General features: G+C 73.2%; 16 protein-coding genes. 11 read left to right on the forward strand and 5 right to left on the reverse strand.

Going from position 1 to position 18,412, the window contains the following annotated elements:
- Nucleotides 1–2: 2 nt before the first annotated feature.
- Complete coding sequence (locus tag J8G10_RS00530; RefSeq protein ID WP_251438525.1) at nucleotides 3–959, reverse strand: aldo/keto reductase; 957 nt, start codon at nucleotides 957–959, stop codon at nucleotides 3–5.
- Nucleotides 960–1,095: 136 nt separating this feature from the next.
- Here J8G10_RS00530 and J8G10_RS00535 point away from each other — a divergent pair, with 136 nt between their 5' ends.
- From J8G10_RS00535 to J8G10_RS00560, 6 genes are read left to right on the forward strand one after another with little or no spacing between them, the layout of a single operon-like run.
- Nucleotides 1,096–1,815 (forward strand): SDR family NAD(P)-dependent oxidoreductase, encoded by a 720-nt coding sequence (locus tag J8G10_RS00535; RefSeq protein ID WP_251438526.1) that lies wholly within the window; start codon nucleotides 1,096–1,098, stop codon nucleotides 1,813–1,815.
- Nucleotides 1,816–1,858: 43 nt separating this feature from the next.
- On the forward strand, nucleotides 1,859–2,959 hold the full coding sequence (locus J8G10_RS00540) for a zinc-binding dehydrogenase (protein ID WP_251438527.1): 1,101 nt from the start codon (nucleotides 1,859–1,861) through the stop codon (nucleotides 2,957–2,959).
- A gap of 14 nt (nucleotides 2,960–2,973) precedes the next feature.
- Nucleotides 2,974–3,957: an aldo/keto reductase gene (locus J8G10_RS00545; RefSeq protein WP_251438528.1), complete on the forward strand. Its 984-nt coding sequence runs from the start codon at nucleotides 2,974–2,976 to the stop codon at nucleotides 3,955–3,957.
- Between the two features lie 52 nt (nucleotides 3,958–4,009).
- Nucleotides 4,010–5,002, forward strand: coding sequence for an alpha/beta hydrolase (locus tag J8G10_RS00550; protein WP_251438529.1), 993 nt, complete (start codon nucleotides 4,010–4,012; stop codon nucleotides 5,000–5,002).
- Nucleotides 5,002–6,006, forward strand: a complete 1,005-nt coding sequence (locus tag J8G10_RS00555; protein ID WP_251438530.1) for an alpha/beta hydrolase — start codon at nucleotides 5,002–5,004, stop codon at nucleotides 6,004–6,006. The genes J8G10_RS00550 and J8G10_RS00555 overlap by 1 nt, the downstream gene beginning before the upstream one ends.
- Entirely contained in the window at nucleotides 6,003–7,205 is a 1,203-nt protein-coding gene (locus tag J8G10_RS00560) for a multidrug effflux MFS transporter (protein ID WP_251438531.1), read from the forward strand. Before J8G10_RS00555 ends, J8G10_RS00560 begins: the two co-directional genes overlap by 4 nt.
- A 126-nt stretch (nucleotides 7,206–7,331) precedes the next feature.
- On the opposite strand, the gene murQ is transcribed toward J8G10_RS00560, so the two are convergent.
- The 3 genes from murQ to J8G10_RS00575 are packed head-to-tail and all read right to left on the reverse strand — an operon-like array spanning nucleotide 7,332 to nucleotide 9,882.
- The gene (gene murQ / locus J8G10_RS00565) at nucleotides 7,332–8,294 is read right to left on the reverse strand and encodes an N-acetylmuramic acid 6-phosphate etherase (protein WP_251438532.1); all 963 of its coding nucleotides are present in this window, start codon (nucleotides 8,292–8,294) and stop codon (nucleotides 7,332–7,334) included.
- Nucleotides 8,284–9,177, reverse strand: coding sequence for an N-acetylglucosamine kinase (locus J8G10_RS00570; RefSeq protein WP_251438533.1), 894 nt, complete (start codon nucleotides 9,175–9,177; stop codon nucleotides 8,284–8,286). Before J8G10_RS00570 ends, murQ begins: the two co-directional genes overlap by 11 nt.
- Before the next feature lie 60 nt (nucleotides 9,178–9,237).
- Nucleotides 9,238–9,882 (reverse strand): hypothetical protein, encoded by a 645-nt coding sequence (locus J8G10_RS00575; RefSeq protein WP_251438534.1) that lies wholly within the window; start codon nucleotides 9,880–9,882, stop codon nucleotides 9,238–9,240.
- A 129-nt stretch (nucleotides 9,883–10,011) separates the two neighbouring features.
- On the opposite strand from J8G10_RS00575, the gene J8G10_RS00580 reads away from it, so the two are divergent.
- Both J8G10_RS00580 and J8G10_RS00585 read left to right on the forward strand, forming a co-directional pair.
- Nucleotides 10,012–10,596, forward strand: coding sequence for a TetR/AcrR family transcriptional regulator (locus tag J8G10_RS00580; RefSeq protein WP_251438535.1), 585 nt, complete (start codon nucleotides 10,012–10,014; stop codon nucleotides 10,594–10,596).
- Nucleotides 10,597–10,958: 362 nt separating this feature from the next.
- Nucleotides 10,959–12,959: a primary-amine oxidase gene (locus J8G10_RS00585; protein ID WP_251438536.1), complete on the forward strand. Its 2,001-nt coding sequence runs from the start codon at nucleotides 10,959–10,961 to the stop codon at nucleotides 12,957–12,959.
- A gap of 182 nt (nucleotides 12,960–13,141) precedes the next feature.
- Here the strand turns inward: J8G10_RS00585 and J8G10_RS00590 are convergent, their stop codons facing one another.
- Nucleotides 13,142–14,071: a LysR family transcriptional regulator gene (locus J8G10_RS00590; protein ID WP_251438537.1), complete on the reverse strand. Its 930-nt coding sequence runs from the start codon at nucleotides 14,069–14,071 to the stop codon at nucleotides 13,142–13,144.
- Nucleotides 14,072–14,148: 77 nt separating this feature from the next.
- Between J8G10_RS00590 and J8G10_RS00595 the strand changes: the two genes are divergently transcribed.
- The 3 genes from J8G10_RS00595 (at nucleotide 14,149) to J8G10_RS00605 (ending at nucleotide 18,346) form a co-directional block, all read left to right on the forward strand.
- On the forward strand, nucleotides 14,149–15,915 hold the full coding sequence (locus J8G10_RS00595) for an FAD-binding protein (RefSeq protein ID WP_251438538.1): 1,767 nt from the start codon (nucleotides 14,149–14,151) through the stop codon (nucleotides 15,913–15,915).
- Nucleotides 15,916–16,162: 247 nt separating this feature from the next.
- The gene (locus tag J8G10_RS00600; RefSeq protein WP_251438539.1) at nucleotides 16,163–17,119 is read left to right on the forward strand and encodes a helix-turn-helix domain-containing protein; all 957 of its coding nucleotides are present in this window, start codon (nucleotides 16,163–16,165) and stop codon (nucleotides 17,117–17,119) included.
- Between the two features lie 432 nt (nucleotides 17,120–17,551).
- A complete protein-coding gene (locus J8G10_RS00605; protein WP_251438540.1) occupies nucleotides 17,552–18,346 on the forward strand; it encodes a MoaF C-terminal domain-containing protein in 795 nt (264 codons plus the stop codon).
- Nucleotides 18,347–18,412 lie beyond the last annotated feature (66 nt).

The raw sequence follows: 18,412 nt of genomic DNA on the forward strand, positions 1-18,412 counted from the left end.
GCTCACCAGGCCCCGTCGTCGCGGACGACGACGTCCGCCTGCAGACCGGCCAGCGCCTCGCGCACCTCGCCTCCGCGCTCGGCGACGAGCGCGAGGGCCGCGTGGTTCTGCTCGAGCTGCGCGATCCGGGAGGCGCCGAACAGCACGTTCGCCGCCGCCGGATGGGTGAGGCAGAACGCGATGCCGAGGGCCGCGGGGGTGACCCCGAAGCCGTCGGCGATGCGGGCGACCTCAGGGTACAGCGCGAGGATGCGCTCGCGAATGCCGCCCACGTCGGCGCCGATCTTGCGCTGCGGCACGAGGCCGGTGGCGAGGATCCCGCCCTCGAACACGTCCGAGGCCTGCAGCGCGAGCGTCCCGTCCGCGAAGAGCGGGCCGTAGGCGGCCCCCTCCGCCATGGCGCGCCGGGCGATGCCGTACTTGAGCTGGGCGAACGAGGGTCCGACGAGACCCGTGTCGGCCGCCACGGCCAGGGCGGCCCGCGTGTGCCCGATCCGCCAGTTGTTGATGCCCCACCCGCCCACGAGACCCTCGGCGATGAGCGCGTTGACGTCGGCCACGATCCGCGCGACGTCGGGCTCGTCCAGGTAGTCGCCGACCACGAGCGTGTCGAAGCGGTCGAGCCCCGCGCGCTCCAGGCTCTCGACGAGCTGGGCGCGGAACGACTGGTTCGGCCAGTCCCACAGCCAGAGCTTGCCGCACAGCACGATCGTGCTCCGATCGATCCCGCTCTCGCGCAGGGCCTGGCCGAAGAGGATGTCGGTGCGGGAGTTCTCGGCGTGCGGACCCATGTTGTAGTACGCGACGTCGAAGAACCCGGCCTCGAGCTCGACGGCGCGGCGGATCATGGCCGCGGCGTCGTCGGGATCCATCCGGTCCCAGGTGTTCCAGGATCCCAGCGCGAGCGGGGGGACGACGAGCCCGCCGAGGGCGCGGTGAGGAAGTGTCGACGCTGACATGTGTGCTCCTTGCTGTGAGGGCGTTTCGTCTCGGGCGGCTGCGCCGTCCTCGCTCAACGACCGGGGAGGAACCCCGGGTTGCGTTTTTCTATGCTTGTAGAATATAACGGAGATGCCCCGTCAGAGAGGACGTGAGATGACCATCTCCCCCCGCCGCATTCTCGTCACCGGAGGAGCCTCCGGGCTCGGCCGCGGCATCGCCGCCGCCTTCCGAGAGGCCGGAGACGAGGTGATCATCGGCGACGTGAACGCCGAGGCCGCAGCCGCCGTGGCCGCAGAGCTCGGCGCCACGGCGATCGCGCTCGACATCGCCGACCCCGCCTCCGTCGCCGCGGCCGGCGCCGCGCTCGGTGGCATCGACGTGCTCGTCAACAACGCCGGCGTCGTGCTCGGCGGCGGCACCCAGCAGCAGGTCCCGCTCGAGGTCTTCGACGCCGCCGTGGCCGTGAACATCCGCGGCACGTTCCTCATGCTCCGCGAGTTCGCCCCGCGCCTGCCCGACGGCGGCGCGATCGTGAACACCTCGTCGATCGGCGGGCGCCAGCCCACGCCGGGCATGGGCCACTACGAGATGACCAAGGCCGCCGTCGACGCGATGACCCGCACCGCCGCGATCGAGCTCGCAGGACGCCGGATCCGCGTGAACGCCGTCGCGCCCGGACCGATCCTCACCCCGCTCACCGCCGGCTTCGCGACCGACCCCGAGGCGCGCGCCGCCTGGGAGGCGCGGATCCCGCTCGGCACGATCGCGGAGGTCGAGCAGGTCGCCCCGCTCGTCGTCTTCCTCGCCGGCCCCGCCGCGAGCCACATCACCGGCGTCTCCGTCCCCGTCGACGGCGGCCAGCTGCTCGTCTGACCGCCCCGCCCCCGGCGAACGCCCTGATCCCGGAAGGATCCGCATGACCATCCCCACCACGACCCGCGCAGCCGTGCTCACCGAGCACGGTCAGCCGCTCACCCTGCAGGATCTGCCCCTCCCCGCCGAGGTCGCGCCCGGCGCCGCCCTCGTGCGGATCGCGGTGTCGACCCTGTGCGGCACCGACATCGAGATCTGGGAAGGCAGGATGACCTTCCCCGGCATGCTGCCGATGGTCCTCGGCCACGAGATGGTCGGCGAGATCGTCGCCCTCGGCGAGGGCACCGTGGATGCGCTCGGCCGGCCGCTGCACGTCGGCGACCGGATCGGCTGGTCGGAGTCGACCTGCGGCGAGTGCTACGGATGCGTCGTGCTGCGCGAGCCCGTGCACTGCTCCCGCCGCGGCTACGGCTTCCTGCAGCGCTCGGACGTGCCGCCGTTCGCGACCGCCGGACTCAGCGAGTACGCCTACGTCACCCCGGGGGCGGCGAAGCTGCTGCTGCCCGATGCGGTGAAGGACACGTGGGCGTCGATGGCCGGCTGCGCGGCGAAGACCGTGCTGCGCGCCTTCGAGCGCGGCGGGCGGATCCGCCCCGGATCCACGGTCGTCGTGCAGGGCTCCGGAGCCCTCGGCATCTTCGCCACCGCGGTGGCGAAGATCGCCGGCGCCGGACGCGTGATCACGGTCGGCGCCCCGGCCGCACGGCTGGAGCTCGCCGCGCGCTTCGGCGCGGACGCGGTCGTCGACTTCCGCGAGGGCCCCGTCGTCACCCAGGTGATGGAGCTCACGGACGGCCACGGCGCCGACCACGTGTTCGACTTCGCCGGAGCACCGAGCGTGGGACCGGACGCCGTCGGCATGGCCGCCGCGCGCGGCACCGTCGTGATCGTCGGATCCACCGGCCCCGTGGGGGACGCCTTCCCCGTGAGCGCCCTCATGGGCAAGGAGCTGACCATGGTCGGCTCGCTCAACGGCGACATCGCCGACTACGCCCGCTCGATCGACTTCTTCCAGGCCTTCGCCGACCGGTACCCGTGGGACGCGCTGTTCAGCGCCCCCGTGGGGCTCGCCCAGGCCTCCGAGAAGATCGCGAACATGCACCACCTCGATGAGGTCAAGGCCGTCATCGACCCCCGGCTGTGAAGGAGACCGCGACCATGAACGCAGAGACCACGACACCGCATCGACCCGAGATGGCGCGGCGCGAGATCGGCACGAGCGGCATCCGCGCGTCGCTGTTCTCGCTCGGCTCCTGGCACACCTACGACCGCATGGACTTCGGCGACGCCACCGCCATGCTCCGCGAGGCCGTCGACCGCGGCGTGAACCTCTTCGACGTCGGCGTGTACACGGGGCCCGGCATGCCGCCCGCCTTCACCGACGTCATCTTCAGCGCGATGGTGCGGGCGGCGGGCCTGCGTCGCGACGAATGGCTGCTCTCGTCGAAGCTGTGGCTGGAGGCGTTCGGCGCGGACGGCTTCCGCCCCCAGCTCGAGAACGCCCTGTTCCGCGTCGGGGCCGAGCACGCGGATCTGGTGATCCTCGGCGACCTGCGCCGGGACGACCTGGAGCTGGGCGACCTCGTGCTCGATCTCGCCCGGCTCACCGACGAGGGACTGATCCGCGCCTGGGGCGTGAACAACTGGTCCGCCGGATCCATCCAGCGGCTCATCGACATCGCGACCGCCGAGGGCGTCCCCGGCCCGCAGATCGCCCAGCTGAAGTACAGCGTCTCGCGCCGCTCCATCCCCGACGGGGCGCCGTTCGCCCGCCTCTGGGAGCAGGGACTGACCCTGCAGGCCTCGGACTGCCTGGAGGGCGGCGTGCTCGCCGGCAAGGTGAACGGCGACCGGCAGATCGGGCGGGATCCGGGCGACATCCGGCAGCGCATCATCGACGACGTGCCCGCCTTCACGGCGCTCGCGGAGTCGCTCGACGCGACCCCGGCGCAGCTGGGCATCGCGTTCACCCTCACGCACCCCGCCCTCGTCACGACCCTCTTCGGCGCGTCGAGCATCGCGCAGCTGCGCGCGAACCTCGATGCCGCCGCCCTCGTCGATCGCGTCGGCGCCGCCGAGCTGCGCCGCCTCGTCGAGCCGTTCTGGGCCGATCGCGACATCGTCGACCCCGAAGGCCCCTGACGTCGCCCTCGCTCGGCCAGAACCTTCCGCACAACCTGAAAGGCATCCCCGCATGACCGTCACCGCCGCCGGCTACCCGACCGTGACCCCCGTCCCGTTCGACCCCGAGGTGCAGATCGTGCTCGACGCGATCGCGCAGAACCCGCAGCCCGCGCTCACCCGGGACACGCTCCCCCGCGAGGGCACGGACGCGATGTTCCCCGACAACGACACGGTGATCGCCGGGCGCGCGATCGACTGGGAGGACCGCGTGATCCCCGGTCCGGCGGGAGCGCCCGGCATCGAGGTCACGATCTTCCGTCCGCGCGGCACGGCCGGATCCGCCCGTCCCGGGTTCGTCAACATCCACGGCGGCGGACAGATCGTCGGGCACCGCAGCTGGGAGACCGGCCGCGTGGTCGACATCGTCGAGGAGCACGGCGTGGTCGCGGTCAACGTCGAGTACCGGCTCGCGCCGGAGCACCCCTCCCCGGCCGGGCTCGAGGACTGTTACGCGGCGCTGCTCTGGCTGCACGCCCACGCCGCCGAGCTCGGCGTCGACGCCGACCGGATCATCGTCGGCGGCGGCAGCGCGGGCGGCTGCCTCGCCGCCGGGGTGGCGCTGCTCGCCCGGGACCGGCAGGGACCCGCGCTGGCCGGCCAGCTGCTGCTCTGCCCCATGCTCGACAACACGAACACCACGGTGTCGAGCCTGCAGTATGACGGCATCGGCACGTGGCAGCGGGAGGCGAACCTGCTCGCCTGGTCGTGCCTGCTCGGCGACGACCTGGCGTTCAGCCCCGATGCCTCCGGCTACGCCGCGCCGGCCCATGCCGCCGACCTCTCGCGCCTCGCCCCGGCGTTCATCGAGGTCGGCGAGGCCGAGATGTTCCGCGACGAGGACACCCAGTACGCTCTGCGGATCTGGGCCACGGGCGGACAGGCCGAGCTGCACGTCTGGGGCGGCGGCGCGCACGGCTTCGACATGTACATGCCCGATGCCGAGATCTCCCGGGCGGCGCTGGCCGCGCGGGCCAGCTGGCTGCGCCGGATCTGGGGCGCCTGATGGCCGCGAACGAGACCGCGATCGGATCCGTCGCGCCCGTGCCCTACGACCCCGAGCTCGTCGACGGGCTCGCGGCGTTCCTCGACCTCGTCGAGATCATCCCGCTGCGCGCCGACACGATCCTCGCCAACCGCGCGCACTTCGCGACGATCATCCCCCCGATGGCGGCGCAGGCCGAGGGCAGGGCCGTGACCTTCGAGGACCGCACGATCCCCGGTCCCGCCGGCGCCCCCGCCGTCGAGATCACGATCGTGCGCCCCGCGGCCCCCGCTGCGGATCCGGCCCCCGCGGTGCTGTCGATCCACGGCGGCGGCATGGTGCTCGGCACCCGCTTCTTCGGCACGCCCGAGCTCATCGACCTCGCCGAGCGGCACGGCGTGGTGGGCGTGGCGGTGGAGTACCGCCTCGCCCCGGAGCATCCGGGTCCCGCCCAGGCGGAGGACTGCTACGCGGCGCTCCTGTGGATGGCCGCGCACGCCGACGAGCTCGGGATCGACCCCGAGCGCATCATCGCCTCGGGGCAGAGCGCGGGCGGCGGCCTCTCCGCCGCGGTGGCCCTGCTCGCGCGCGACCGCCAGGGCCCGCGGCTCGCCGGCCAGCTGCTCGGCTGCCCGATGCTCGACGACCGCAACGAGACCGTCTCCGCGCGGCAGTACGACGGCATCGGCGCCTGGGACCGCAACAACAACGACACCGCCTGGACCGCGATCGCGGGCGACGACCGTTTCACCGACCGGGTGTCGCCGTACACGGCGCCGGCCCGCGCGACCGACCTCGCGGACCTCCCCCCGGCGTACATCGAGGTAGGGGCCGCGGAGACGTTCCGCGACGAGGCCGTCGACTACGCGTCCCGGATCTGGGCCACCGGCGGACAGGCCGAACTGCACGTCTGGGCCGGCGGATACCACGGCTTCCACGGCTTCTCCCCCGATGCCGTGGTCTCGGTCGCCGCGAACGCCGCGCGGGAGAGCTGGCTGCGCCGCGTGCTGCGGCTCGACGGATGAGCGGTGTGCAGGCGCGCCCGCGCATGGGCACGCTGCGGGCGATGCTCGTGCTCGGCATGCTGGAGGCGTTCGGCCCGCTGTCGATGGATCTGTACCTGCCGCAGCTGCCCCAGCTCTCCGCCGCGCTCGGCACGAGCGACGCCCTCGCCCAGGCCACGATGTCGGCATGCATGATCGGGCTCGGGCTCGGCCAGCTCGCCGCCGGGCCGCTCAGCGACCGGTTCGGGCGCCGTCGTCCGCTCCTCGTGGGCGTCGCGGCCTTCGCCGTGCTGTCGCTGATGTGCGCGCTCGCCCCGAACATCGAGGTGCTGCTCGTCGCGCGGTTCCTCCAGGGGCTGGCCGGATCCGCGGGCATCGTCATCTGCCTCGCGATCGCCCGCGACCAGTTCGACGGCGCCGAGCTCAGCCGCATGCTGTCCCTGCTGTTCCTCGTCTCCGGATCCGCTCCGGTGATCGCCCCCGTGGTCGGCGGCCAGCTGGCCAGGATCATGGACTGGCGGGGCATCTTCGGCGTGCTCGCGGCCATCGGGGTGGCCCTGCTGCTCGTGGTCGTGTTCGCCCTGCCGGAGACCCTGGACCGCGCCGACCGCCATCCGGGAGGGCTCCGCACGCTGCGGTCGCACACGGGCGCCGTGCTCAGGGACCGGCTGTTCGTCGCCGTGCTGTGCGCCGGGGCAGGCGGCGGCGTCGCCTTCTTCACCTACCTGTCGCTGTCGTCGTTCGTGCTCCAGGACGAGTTCGGCCTGGATCCGCAGGGCTTCAGCCTCGCCTTCGCGCTGGGGGCGCTCGCGAACATCGCCGGCACCCAGCTCAGCCGGCTGATCGTGCGGCGCTCGAGCCCGCTGCGCGTCTACCTGGCCGGGACCACGACGACGGCGATCGCGACCGTCGTGCTCGCCGTCGTCGCCCTGCTCGGCATCGGGGTGTGGGGCTTCGCCGCAGCGCTCGTGGGGTTCATGCTGTGCGTCGGGCTCGGCGGGCCGAACTCGTCGACGCTGGCGCTCGCGCACCACGGCGCCCGGGCCGGCACCGCGTCCGCCCTGCTCGGGATGTCGACGTTCCTCGTCGGCCCGCTGCTGTCGCCGCTCGCCGTGATGGTCGGCGGGGCGAACGCGGTCACGATGGGCGTGACGATGGCCTCGGCCGCCCTCGTCGCAGCTGCCATCGCCTGGTTCGCCGTACGCCCGGCCGCCGGCTGAGCCGCGCGCACCGGCGCTGCTCCGCACTGCTCCCGTCGCAGAAGTCGTCGCTCTCCGTCATCCGGAACGACATCTTCTGCGACGGGAGCGGATCCGGCCGCGCCACGCACCCGTCGCGGGGCGACCTCAGGACAGCGCGGCGATCGCGTCGCGGAGCACTCCGTCGGCGCCGGCGAGCGCCGGGGCCGCGGCCTCGGCGGAGGCGCCGGTGAAGAGCATGAGCAGGGCGAGCTTGACCGATCCGCCCGCCTCGGCGAGCGCACGCACGGCGTCGCCCTGGGCGGCGCCGGTGAGCTGGATGAGCGTGCGCACCGACCGCGCGCGGAGCTTCTCGTTCGTCGCCTGCAGATCGACCATGACGCCGCGATAGGTCTTGCCGAGGCGGATCATCGACAGGGTCGAGAGCATGTTCACGACGAGCTTCTGCGCCGTGCCGGCCTTGAGCCGGGTGGATCCGGTCACGAACTCCGGCCCGACGACGACCTCGATCGGCACATCGGCGGCGGCGCCGATGGCGGATCCGGCGTTGGCGGCGATCGCGACGGTCAGCGCGCCGACCTCGCGCGCATAGGCGAGTCCGCCGAGCACATAGGGGGTGCGCCCCGAGGCGGAGATCCCGACGACCGTGTCGTTCTCGCCCAGTCCGAGCGCGCGCAGCGACTCGGCGGCGGCGCGGTCGTCGTCCTCCGCGTCCTCCACGGCGCTGCGGATCGCGCCCTCCCCGCCGGCGATGAGGCCGACGACCATGCCCGGATCCGTGCCGAAGGTGGGCGGGCACTCCGAGGCGTCGAGGACCCCGACCCGCCCTGCGGTGCCCGCGCCGATGTACACCAGGCGACCCCCGCGGCGGAAGCGCTCGGTGATGCCGTCGACGGCCTCGGCGATGCGGTCCGCCTGCGCGGCGACCGCCTCCGGAACGCGCCGGTCCTCGGCGTTCATCGCGCGCACGAGCTCGGGCGTCGACAGCAGGTCGAGGTCGCCCCGCGCGGTGTCGGCCTGCTCGGTCGACAGATGGGACAGTTCGCCGATCAGCGCGGCGAGACGCGCGTCGTCGTTCGGGTTCTCTCCCGGCTTGCTCTCATCCGACACGGTGCACGAACCTTTCGTGAAGAGGGGCGCGCCCCTCGGCGATCATGGCGGCGCCGTCCAGAGCATCGCCTCGGGCGGGAAGGGTCTCGAGTCCGCGCGCGCCGAGGGCCGACGTCACCGCGGCACGGAAGCCGTCGTGCGAGGTCAGCCCGCCGTGCAGGGCGACCACGGAGGATCCCCCGGACGCGGCGAGCGCGGTCTCGGTCAGCAGGCGGGCTGCCTCGTCGCGGATCGCCTGCGCGGCGGCGTCGCCCTGATCGGCGGCGTCGAGCACCGCCGGGGCGAAGGTGGCCAGCAGCCGGGCCGGTGCGGCGGCCCCGCCCACCCAGGCGATCGGGGAGGCGCCGTCTCCGATGAGCAGGGTCAGCACATCGGTCAGCACGGTCGCCGGCCCCAGCCCGTCGCGGGCGCGGAGCACGGCACGTACGCCCTCGCGGCCGAGCCAGGATCCGCTGCCGAGGTCGCCCAGGTCGGGACCCCAGCCGTCCACCATGCGGTGCGCGTCCGCGGTGATGCCCAGGGCGACGGCGCCCGTGCCGGCGATGAGCAGCACGCCCGCCTCGCCGTCGAGCGCGCCGGCGTGCGCGGTGACCACGTCGGAGGTGACGGCGCACGGGGCGCCGCGGTCATCCGCGAGCGCGCCGGCGAGGGCCTCGGCCTCCGCGATCGCGTACATCGCGCCGGCCGCGCCGACGCCGATCCGCTCCGGACGCGCATCGGCCAGCAGCGGCAGGATCGATGCCAAGGCGAGGGCGACGCCGTCGCGCGCGGCGAGTCCGGGGGCTCCCCCGCCTTCGCGGTGCGTCCGGGTGCCGTCGATCGAGAGCCGGGCCCGGCACTTCGATTTGCCGAGGTCGATCGCGGCGGTGCCGGAAAAGGTCATGCACCAGAATGTACGGGATCCGAACGATACCCGGAAAGCCCGACCGGCGCGCCCCGCCGATCAGGGCGCCAGGACCATCACCGCCATCACGACGAGCGAGACCGCCATCGCCGCACCCTCCGCCTCGAGCAGGATCCGCCCACGCGGCACTCCGCGGAGCCGCACCAGGGCGCTCCCCACCGCGACGCCCTCCGAGGCGGCGCTTCCCGAGACGGGGCTCCCCGCGAGGGGGCTCCCGACGTCGCCACGGTGGCGCACCCGGGCGAGGACCATCAGCCCCAGCAGCGCCGCGACGCCGATCGCCGCCGCCACGGACATCGGCACGACCGCGCCGTGCCCCGCATGGCCGAAGCCGGCGGGTGCGGGATCCGGCGCCCCGGATCGCGCACCGAGCATCGCGAGCGCGCACACCGCCATCACGACGCAGCCGAGCGCGCGGTGGAAGCAGGCGTCGGCGTGCGGGCGTCCGCGCGTGCCGACGACGCCGAGCATGGCCGATGCGATCCCCGCGACCGCGATCAGCAGGAGAACACGGGCGTCGCCCTCGCCGGCGCAGAGGGCGATCATCCCGAGCGCCATCACCACCGCGCTCTGCCGCGCCTGCCAGGGCACCGCGCGGGGCATCACCCCGCCCGCCGCGAGACAGCAGGCGGCGGCCGTGATCGCGGATCCGATCATCAGCAGCAACACCGCCGCATGGAGCATGCCCACAGTGTTCTTGATCACTCGCTCAAAAACAATACCCCGGGGAGGAACCGTATCGTCGCGCACGACCCGGCCCCGCGCGGGAGCGGATCCGCCGCACCCCGCCCCGGACTGGGCCAGGATGGACGCATGCCCAGAGTCGTCGACCACGACGCGCGCCGGCGCGACATCGCCGCTGCGCTCCTCGCCGTCGCCGCGCGGGACGGCCACGACGGGGTGAGCTCCCGCGCCGTGGCGCGCGAGCTGGGCGTCGCCGTCGGATCCCTGTGGCACTACTTCGACGGCTTCGACGAGGTGATCCGCGCCGCGGCCGCCGAGGTCACCCGCCGCACCGAGGACCGGATCCGCGCCGCGACCGAGGGCCTGCGCGGGCTCGCGCGACTGGACGCGATCATGCGCGAGGTGCTGCCGGTCGACGCGGTGACCCGCACCGAGGCGCACGTCGTCGTGGGGTTCTGGGGACGCCTCGCCTCGCTCGCCCCCGCCGCGGACGCCTCGATGGCGACCATCCCGCTCTGGCGCACCGAGACCGCCGAGGCGCTCGAGGAGGCGGTCGCCGACGGCGAGCTGCGCAGGGACACCCCGCTCGACGACGTGCTCGCGCTCCTCCGTGCGATCACCTACGGGCAGCAGATCGTCGAGGTCGCCGAGCCGGCCGACCCCGCCGCGCACCTGCGCGTGCTCGCGGCGATCCTGTCCCCCTGGCGCGCCTGACCCCGGCGCCCCGGCCGGCGACCGGCGACCGGCGCCCCCGGCCGGTGACGGCGACGCGACCGGTGACCGCGACTCAAGCCGGCACTCCCTCCGCCCCGAGCCAGACGTGGCGCTCGCACAATTCAGGCCAGGCGTCCGCCCGTACGCGCCCCTCCCGCGACATCTCGGCACTGCGCCGCAGCCTCGGCAGACTCCAGCCTGAGTTGTGCGAGCCGCGCCATCGAGCACAGCCGACAGCCCACGCCCGAGCACAGGGAGCGCCGCCCCGCGGATCCGGCCATTGCGCCCGCACCCTCGCGCGGCCTATCATCGACCCAACCCGTTTCTTGAGCAGTCGCTCAACTAAACCGCAGAGGTCGACGATGTCCCACCACGCCCCGCAGCCGATCACGCTCGACGCCATCCCGACGCCGCACCCGCTGGATCCCCTCACCGGGCCCGAGATCGCCGCCGCCCGCGCGATCCTCGTGTCCGCGGGCCTGCTCGGCGACACGGTGCGCGTGCCCATGCTGCTGCCGGACGAGCCGACGCGGGCCGAGCTCGCCGCCTGGGGTCCCGGCGCCCCGATCGACCGCCGCGTCGACGCCACCCTGCTCGACACGGCGACCGGGGTCGCGACCGAGGTCGTGGTCTCGATCACGCGCGGCGAGGTGCTGCGCGCCGACCGCGTGCCCAACGACGCCCCGCCGTACGGCCAGCCCCAGTACCTGTTCGAGGAGTACGAGCGCGCCGAGGCCACCGCCAAGGCCTCCCCCGAGTGGCGCGCCGCGATGGAGCGCCGCGGGCTCGCCGAGCACATCGACCTCGCCTTCTGCGGCCCCCTCGCCCCGGGCTACACCGGCCGCGCCGACGAGGTCGGGCGGCGCGTGATCCGCTCGCTCACGTTCCTGCGCTACGACGAGCTCGACTCCCCCTGGGCGCATCCGGTCGAGGGGCTCATCGTGCACATCGACCTCACGGCGAACAGCGTGATCCGCGTCGAGGACGTCGGCGACGTCCCCGTGCCCGCCGGCCACGGCAACTACTACCCCGAGGTGCAGGGCGAGGCCCGCAGCTCGCTCAAGCCGATCGAGATCGTCCAGCCGGAGGGGCCGAGCTTCTCCGTGACCGGATCCCTCGTGGAATGGGAGAACTGGTCGATGCGGGTGAGCTTCAACGCCCGCGAGGGCCTCGTGCTGCACGACGTGACCTTCGACGGGCGCCCGGTGCTGAACCGCGCGAGCGTGCCCGAGATGGTCGTCCCCTACGGCGACACCGCACCGGGGCGCTTCTGGATCAGCTACTTCGACGCCGGCGAGTACCTGCTCGGCAAGAACGCGAACCACCTCGAGCTCGGCTGCGACTGCCTGGGCGTCATCCGCTACCTGGACGGCTACGTCGCCGACGACCGGGGCCACCCGGTCCGGATCCCCAACGTCGTCTGCATGCACGAGGAGGACACCGGGATCCTCTGGAAGCACACGAACCTCGAGGGCCGCTCGGACGTGCGCCGCGCGCGCCGCTTCGTCGTTTCCTACTTCTCCACGATCGGCAACTACGACTACGGGTTCTACTGGAACTTCGGCCTGGACGGCACGATCGAGGTCGTGGCGAAGGCCACGGGCATCGTGTTCGTGGGCGCCGGCGAGCCGGGCGTCCCGCAGCGTCATGCCACCGAGCTCGCCCCCGGCGTGTTCGCGCCCGTGCACCAGCACCTCTTCTCCGCGCGACTGGACGTCGCGATCGACGGCAACGACAACCGCCTCCTCGAGGTCGACGCGCAGCGCGTGCCGATGGGGCCGGAGAACCCGTTCGGCAACGCCTTCAGCTGGACCGAGACGGTCCTCGGATCCGAGTCCGCCGCGCAGCGCGACGCCGACACCTCCGTGGCCCGGGTCTGGGAGGTCCAGAGCGCCTCGCACACCAACGCCGTGGGGCGCGCGACCGCCTACCAGCTCGTGCCGCAGCCCACCGCGCTGCTCATGGCGGATCCGGCCTCCTCCGTCGCCGCGCGCGCCGCGTTCGCGACCAGGCACCTCTGGGCCACCGCCTACCGCGAGGGGGAGATCTGGCCGGCCGGCCGCTACCCGAACGCGCACCAGGGCGGTGCGGGCCTGCCCGCGTACTCCGCGGACGACGCCCCGCTGGACGGCCCGGACGGCGCCGACCTCGTGCTCTGGCACACCTTCGGGCTCACGCACTTCCCCCGCCCGGAGGACTGGCCGATCATGCCGGTCGACACCGCCGGCTTCGCGTTCCGCCCCTACGGGTTCCTCGACCAGAACCCCGGCATGGACGTGCCCGAGTCGTCGCAGGCCCACGCCGCGGCCGGATCCGGATCCGCCTGCTGCGGCGGCGGCGAGGACTGCGCCTGCGGGCACTGAGCCCGGGGTCTCACCCTGGGGTCGTTGAGCGAGCACCGGCGAAGCCGAAACGAGACGAAACCCCGCCCACTCGCAAGATCGCCCCGTTTCGTCTCAGTCGCCTGTGGCGTCTTCGCTCAACGACCCCAGGGAGCGTCCTCGCTCAACGACCCCAGGGAGAGCGATGCGGGCTCCCCCGGGGCTCAGACCGCCTTCGCGACGAAGCCGCCGGATCCCACGAGCGCGTCGGCGGTGGCGATGATCGTGTCGCGGAGGGCCGCGGCGGCGCGCGTCGGCGCCATGTCGGCCCGGTGCGCCAGGCTCACGGTGCGCGTCAGCTTCGGCGAGGCGAGGGGCACCGCGCGGAGTCCCGGCCGGTCGAGTGCGACCATGGCGGGCACCACGGCGACGCCCACTCCGCGCTCGACGAAGCGCAGTACGGTGTCCATCTCGGGGCCTTCCACGACGACCTCGGGCGCGAGCGCGGCGGCGGCGAAGGCCGCATCGGTCGCGGCGCGCAGCTCGTAGCTGCGCGGGAACGCGATGAGCGGCAGATCCGCCACGGCGGCGAGCGCGATCGCCTGACCGTGGCTCACCGGCGACTGCGCGGCGGATGAGATCACCACGAGATCCTCCTCGAGCAGCGGCGTACGGCTGAGACTCACCGGCGAGGCCGCCGCCGCGTCGGAGGATGCGAGCAGCGCGAGATCCAGCGCCCCCTCGGCGAGCGCCGCGACGAGCCCGCGCGAGCCGCGCTCCGTGAGCTCCAGCTCGATCCCGGGGTGCGCGGCGCGGAAGGCGCCGACGACCTCGGGCACGATGCTCGCGCACAGCGACGGCGGCGCGCCCAGGCGCACCCGCCCCCGGCGCAGGCCCGCGATCTCGGCCATCTCCCGCCGCACCGACGCGGCATCCGCGAGCATGCGCCGCGCGTAGGGCAGCAGCACCTCTCCCGCGGCCGTGAGCGAGATGTGCCCGCGCGCGCGATGGAACAGCTCGGATCCGAGCTCGCGCTCCAGGGTGGAGATCTGCCGGCTCAGGGAGGGCTGCGCGAGATGCAGCTCCTCGGCGGCACGGGTGAAGTTGCCGAGCCGGGCGATCTCGACGAATCCGCGGAGCTGCTCGAGGTTCATGGCCATAGCCTAGAGGCATTCAGTCCAGCGGAATTATGCATTGGAGTAATCGTCGGCGGATTCCTAGCGTGGAACCCATGACTGAGAACCCCCCTCGCGAACGCCTCGTCGCCACCACCGTGCTCGTGATCGGCACCGGCGGATCCGGCCTGCGCGCGGCCATCGAGATCGCCGAGCAGGGCGTCGACGTGCTGGCCGTCGGCAAGCGCCCGCGCCACGACGCGCACACCTCGCTCGCCGCGGGCGGCATCAACGCCGCCCTCGGCACCATGGATCCGCAGGACAGCTGGCAGCAGCATGCGGCGGACACCCTCAAGGAGAGCTACTTCCTCGCCGACCCGCGCACGGTCGAGATCGTCACCCGGGGAGCCGAGGAGGGCATCCGCGACCTCGAGCGCTACGGCATGGGCTTCGCCCGCGAGGACGACGGCCGCATCTCGCAGCGCTTCTTCGGCGCGCACACCTTCCGTCGCACCGCGTTCGCCGGCGACTACACGGGCCTGGAGATCCAGCGAGCCCTCACCGGCCGCGCCGAGCAGCTCGAGATCCCGATCCTCGACACCGTCTACATCACGCGCCTGCTGGTCGACGAGGTCGAGGGCCCGGACGGCGGCACGGTCCCGCGGATCTTCGGCGCGTACGGCTTCGACCTCATCGACGGAACCCGGTACCTCATCCACGCCGACGCCGTGATCCTCGCCGCGGGCGGGCACAACCGCATCTGGCGGCGCACCTCGTCCCGCCGCGACGAGAACACCGGCGACTCCTTCCGCCTCGCGGTCGAGGCGGGCGGGCGGATCCGCGACCCCGAGCTCGTGCAGTTCCACCCCTCCGGCATCATCGAGCCGGAGAGCGAGGCCGGCACGCTCGTCTCCGAGGCCGCACGCGGCGAGGGCGGCATCCTGCGCAACGCGCTCGGCGAGCGGTTCATGCAGCGCTACGACCCGGAGCGGATGGAACTGTCCACCCGCGACCGTGTGGCGCTGGCGGCGTACACCGAGATCGCGGAGGGCCGCGGCACCCCGAACGGCGGCGTCTGGCTGGACGTCTCGCACCTGCCCCGCGAGACGATCATGACCCGCCTGCCCCGCGTGTACCAGACGCTCCTCGAACTGCAGATGCTCGACATCACGAAGGACCCGATCGAGATCGCGCCGACCGCACACTACTCGATGGGCGGAGTCTGGGTGCGCCCGGAGGACCACCGCACCGATGTGGACGGGCTCTATGCGATCGGCGAGGCCTCCTCCGGTCTGCACGGTGCGAACCGGCTCGGCGGCAACTCCCTCATCGAGCTGCTCGTGTTCGGGCGGATCACGGGCCGCGCCGCCGTCGCGCACGCCTACGGGCTCGACGCGCAGCGCCGCTCGACGGAGGCGGTGCGGCGGGCCAGGGCCGAGCTCGACGACCTGCTGGCGGCCGACGGCCCGGAGAACGTGCGCGCCCTGCAGCGCGCGATCCGCGACACCATGACCGCGCACGCGGGCGTCGTCCGCGACGAGGAGGGCCTGCGCACCGGCCTCGCCGAGCTCGACGCGATCGAGGAGAGGATGACCCGGATCGGGATCCACCCCGACATCGCCGGGTTCCAGGATCTGGCGCACGCCTTCGATCTGCGCTCCTCGGCGCTGGCCGCCCGGGCGACGCTGGCGGCCGCCCTGGAGCGGCGCGAGACCCGCGGCTGCCACAACCGCAGCGACTACCCCGGGATGGATCCGGCGCTGCAGGTCAATCTCGTCTGGTCGCCGTCCACCGGCGTCGTGCGCGAGGAGATCCCGCCGATCCCGGCGGAGATCGATGCCCTGATCCGCGACGTGGACACGGCCGGCAAGCTCGTCGAGTAGCGCGGTCACCGCCCTTCGGGCCTCACCGCGAGAAGGCATCTCGGTTGCGAGACCGCATCCGCGTCGCGAGACGGCAGCACGATCGCGCTGTCTCGCGATGCGGATGCGGATGCGGTCTCGCGGTGAGCCGGCTCCTGCGGGCGATCGCCGGATCCTCCCCGTCGCCCCGTCCGCGGTGGTAGAGTGCCTCAACGGATCGTATACAAAGTCGTCGATCCACCCCTGCATCTTCCCGAGGTGATCAGTCGTGGCCGCAGCTCCCGTCGCTCCCGCAGAGTCCGTCTCGACGCTCGTCGCGCGCAACATCAGCGAGTTCCGCTCGGCCGTCTCCGACTCGTTCGTGCCGCTGCAGGTCAGCGGCGAGGGGCCCGCGCCCTTCCGCGGCCTGATCCGCGGGGCCGCCGTCGACGAGGTGCACGTCACCGACCTCCGCGCCTCCCGCCACGTCGTCGAGCGCACTCCCGAGCTCATCGCGCGGGGCGACCGCTCGTACTTCAAGGTGAGCCTGATGCTCGCCGGGACCGGGCTCCTCATCCAAGACGACCGCGAGGCCGTGCTGACCCCCGGCGACCTCGCCGTCTACGACACCGACCGCCCCTATTCCCTGGTGTTCGACGAGGACTTCCGCACCATGGTGGTCATGTTCCCGAAGCACCTGCTGAGCCTGCCGCCGGAGATGGTGGGCCAGCTCACCGCCGTGCGGATCTCCGGCCAGGAGGGGCTCGGCGGCATGGTGGTGCCGTACCTGCGCCAGCTCGCCACGAACCTCGACCAGCTCGCGGGCGCGACCGGCGCCCGCCTCGCGCACAGCGCCCTCGACCTCGTCTCGACCGTGTTCACCCGGGAGCTCGGGCTCGACGAGTCCGCCGCCGACCCGCATCGCGCGCTCATGCAGCGCATCCGCGGGCACATCGACCGCAACCTCGCGTCGACCGATCTCGGCCCCGCGTCGATCGCGAGCGCGCACTTCATCTCGACCCGGCACCTGCACGGCCTGTTCCAGGAGCAGGGCACGACCGTGTCGACGTGGATCCGCACCCGCCGGCTCGAGCAGTGCCGCAGGGACCTGCTGGATCCGGTGCTCGCCGACCGTCCCGTCGCCGCGATCGCCGCCCGCTGGGGCTTCGTCGACGCCGCGCACTTCAGCCGCGCCTTCAAGACCGCCTACGGCGTCTCCCCCAGCGAGTACCGCTCCACGCACTGACGCCGCGGGGCGCGCGGCCCGTCTGACTGCCCGTCCGCCTGCCCGTCCGTCTGCTCGTCCGTCCGCGGGACCGTCCGTCCGCGAGACCGCCCCGTCCGCCTGCCGCCCCACCGCGAGACCGAACCTGCGTCACGAGACCGCGCTCTGTTCCCGCGGTTTCGGGTGACAGGTTCGGTCTCGCGGTTCCCCCGGCGGTTCCCCCGGGGGTTCCCCTCGCGGTTCCCCCGGCGGTTCCCCTCGCGGTTCCCCCGGCGGTTCCCCCGGCGGATCCGCACGCCCCGCGACGGCACCTCCCCGGCACTTGCCCGTGGGGGCACGCCGGTTGACTCTCGGCGCGCGATCGGACGCAGAGCGTTGAGCGGGATCCTGGCCCGGAACAGCATGGTTCCACGCCCCGTAGTCCGGCGGGGTCAGGGTCGAAGGAGTCCCCGAGTGTCCGATGAAGTGACCGTTGCCGATCCCGCGCTCGACGAGTGGCGCACCTATGACGAGTTCGCCGCGGGGATCGACACCTTCCGCCTGCCGAACACCGACCTGGCCGGCACGGCGCTCGTGCTCACGCTGGACGACGGATCGTCGCTGAGCCTCGACTTCGGCGCCGGCACGGTCGACTGGTCCGGGCTCGGCGCGTCCGGCACGGATCCCTATGACGCGGTCGCCGTGCGCGACGACGTCGTCTTCGTGAACCTCCCGCTCGTCTCGCGCGAGCGCGAGGCGCTCACCGTCGTCTACTCCACCACCTCGCACCGCGCGACCGTGATCCGCTCCCGCATCGCGGCGGAGGCCGTGGAGGGCACCCCGCAGGTCGCGCAGGAGTTCTGGGCCGCGACGACCGACGGCGGCGCGCCGACCGGGGAGCAGCCGGGGCCGAGCCGCGACCTCATCGGCAAGCGCAACGTCTATCGCTACAGCCCATACCACCTGTACGAGCACGTCTATGTCTCCAGCCAGCGCTACGCCTGGCAGTGTCTCGAGGGCGTGCAGCGCGGGCACGGCGACATGGACCTCTCCACGGTCTGGAAGTTCGCCGACGGGCTCTACCTGTTCTGCTTCCGCGAGTTCAGGATCGCGGTCGCGAGCGTCTGGCTGCACGATCTCGGCTATCAGCTGATGACCACCGGGATCTTCCTCGGCCTCAACGGCGAGGGGGCGGCGGAGCACTCCCGCGCCGGAGGCCACATCTACCCGCTCGGCTCGGTGTCCTACCCCGACGCGCAGCCCGTCTGAACCGCCCGGCACCGGGAGACCGCCGCACGACGGTCGAGCGGCGTCCGTCGACCCCCGACCTCGAGG

Origin of the sequence: Microbacterium sp. USTB-Y (assembly GCF_023703415.1) — a bacterium.
Classification (GTDB): Bacteria; Actinomycetota; Actinomycetes; order Actinomycetales; family Microbacteriaceae; genus Microbacterium.

Coding starts and splice junctions, on each gene's coding strand:
- J8G10_RS00535 (WP_251438526.1), top strand. CDS start 1,096: ATGACCATCTCCCCCCGCCGCATTCTCGTCACCGGAGGAGCCTCCGGG.
- J8G10_RS00585 (WP_251438536.1), top strand. CDS start 10,959: ATGTCCCACCACGCCCCGCAGCCGATCACGCTCGACGCCATCCCGACG.
- J8G10_RS00580 (WP_251438535.1), top strand. CDS start 10,012: ATGCCCAGAGTCGTCGACCACGACGCGCGCCGGCGCGACATCGCCGCT.
- J8G10_RS00545 (WP_251438528.1), top strand. CDS start 2,974: ATGAACGCAGAGACCACGACACCGCATCGACCCGAGATGGCGCGGCGC.
- J8G10_RS00575 (WP_251438534.1), bottom strand. CDS start 9,882: ATGCTCCATGCGGCGGTGTTGCTGCTGATGATCGGATCCGCGATCACG.
- J8G10_RS00595 (WP_251438538.1), top strand. CDS start 14,149: ATGACTGAGAACCCCCCTCGCGAACGCCTCGTCGCCACCACCGTGCTC.
- J8G10_RS00550 (WP_251438529.1), top strand. CDS start 4,010: ATGACCGTCACCGCCGCCGGCTACCCGACCGTGACCCCCGTCCCGTTC.
- J8G10_RS00530 (WP_251438525.1), bottom strand. CDS start 959: ATGTCAGCGTCGACACTTCCTCACCGCGCCCTCGGCGGGCTCGTCGTC.
- J8G10_RS00560 (WP_251438531.1), top strand. CDS start 6,003: ATGAGCGGTGTGCAGGCGCGCCCGCGCATGGGCACGCTGCGGGCGATG.
- J8G10_RS00590 (WP_251438537.1), bottom strand. CDS start 14,071: ATGAACCTCGAGCAGCTCCGCGGATTCGTCGAGATCGCCCGGCTCGGC.
- J8G10_RS00570 (WP_251438533.1), bottom strand. CDS start 9,177: ATGACCTTTTCCGGCACCGCCGCGATCGACCTCGGCAAATCGAAGTGC.
- J8G10_RS00540 (WP_251438527.1), top strand. CDS start 1,859: ATGACCATCCCCACCACGACCCGCGCAGCCGTGCTCACCGAGCACGGT.
- J8G10_RS00555 (WP_251438530.1), top strand. CDS start 5,002: ATGGCCGCGAACGAGACCGCGATCGGATCCGTCGCGCCCGTGCCCTAC.